The organism is Bacillus sanguinis (assembly GCF_018332475.1).
GTDB lineage: Bacteria > Bacillota > Bacilli > Bacillales > Bacillaceae_G > Bacillus_A > Bacillus_A sanguinis.
Genome location: NZ_BOQB01000564.1, coordinates 1 through 1,017 on the forward strand (window position 1 = coordinate 1; position 1,017 = coordinate 1,017).

Genomic DNA, 1,017 nt, shown 5'->3' on the forward strand with positions numbered 1-1,017 from the left:
CTCTGGATAAGAATGTATCGATTTAATTGTCATTTAATTAATTCTCATTATAGAACTCAGAATAATAAGAGTCAATACATTTTTTAGAAAAATATTAATTATTTATTTATTAAAATTTTCTGATGAAAAATTTTATAGAAAATAGTAACCTTTAAAGTTATGTAAAATTCTCCTCTTGCATATTTTTTAAAAGGATAATCTGCTCTACTAATTGAATAACATTATTTGAATATGAAATTGGAGGAAGATAAATATATGAAAACAGCTCTTTTACTCGTTGATATTCAAAATGATTATTTTCCACACGGAAAGATGGAATTGCGTAATCCAGTAGAAGCAAGTGACTATGCTAGTCAGCTACTACAACTCTTTAGAACGAAAAACGAACCTATTTTTCATATCCAACATGTAGCAATAAAAAATGACGCTACTTTTTTCCTACCCAATACAGAAGGTGTCCATATTCATGAAAGCGTACGTCCCCTTAGAGAAGAAGCCGTTATACTCAAACATTATCCAAATAGTTTTCGCGAAACCGATCTTCTAGAACAATTACAACATTTAGCTATTGAGCACGTCGTCGTATGCGGGATGATGACTCATATGTGTATCGATGCTACCGTAAGAGCTGCTTTTGATTTTGGCTTTCAATGTACTGTTATACATGATGCTTGTGCGACAAAAGATCTTTCTTTTAAGAATGCTACGATACCAGCCGTTTATATTCATAACACAATTTTGGCTAGTTTAAATGGAGTATATGCAAATGTAATGAGTACAGAGGAGTTTTTGGCTACAAAAAAACACTCCCTTCAGTGAGCAAAACCGAAAAGAGTGTTTCTTGTCAAACCATAGATTTTCTTTCAAATTGTATTATACAGGAAATCCTTAAAATGAATACTAAAAAATGTGACTAATGAGTCAACTTTTCTCGTTGTTTTGTTTCTATATCCATGTTTATCCCGATATGAATAGTGTTTAGCTAGTTCCACTTACCAAATAGTAATATATGGTAAG

The 1,017-nt window shown here is 31.3% G+C and carries 1 protein-coding gene; it reads left to right on the top strand.

Going from position 1 to position 1,017, the window contains the following annotated elements:
- Positions 1-255: 255 nt before the first annotated feature.
- Positions 256-819, top strand: coding sequence for a cysteine hydrolase family protein (locus KI369_RS28590; protein WP_212959011.1), 564 nt, complete (start codon positions 256-258; stop codon positions 817-819).
- The last annotated feature ends 198 nt before the right edge of the window (positions 820-1,017 follow it).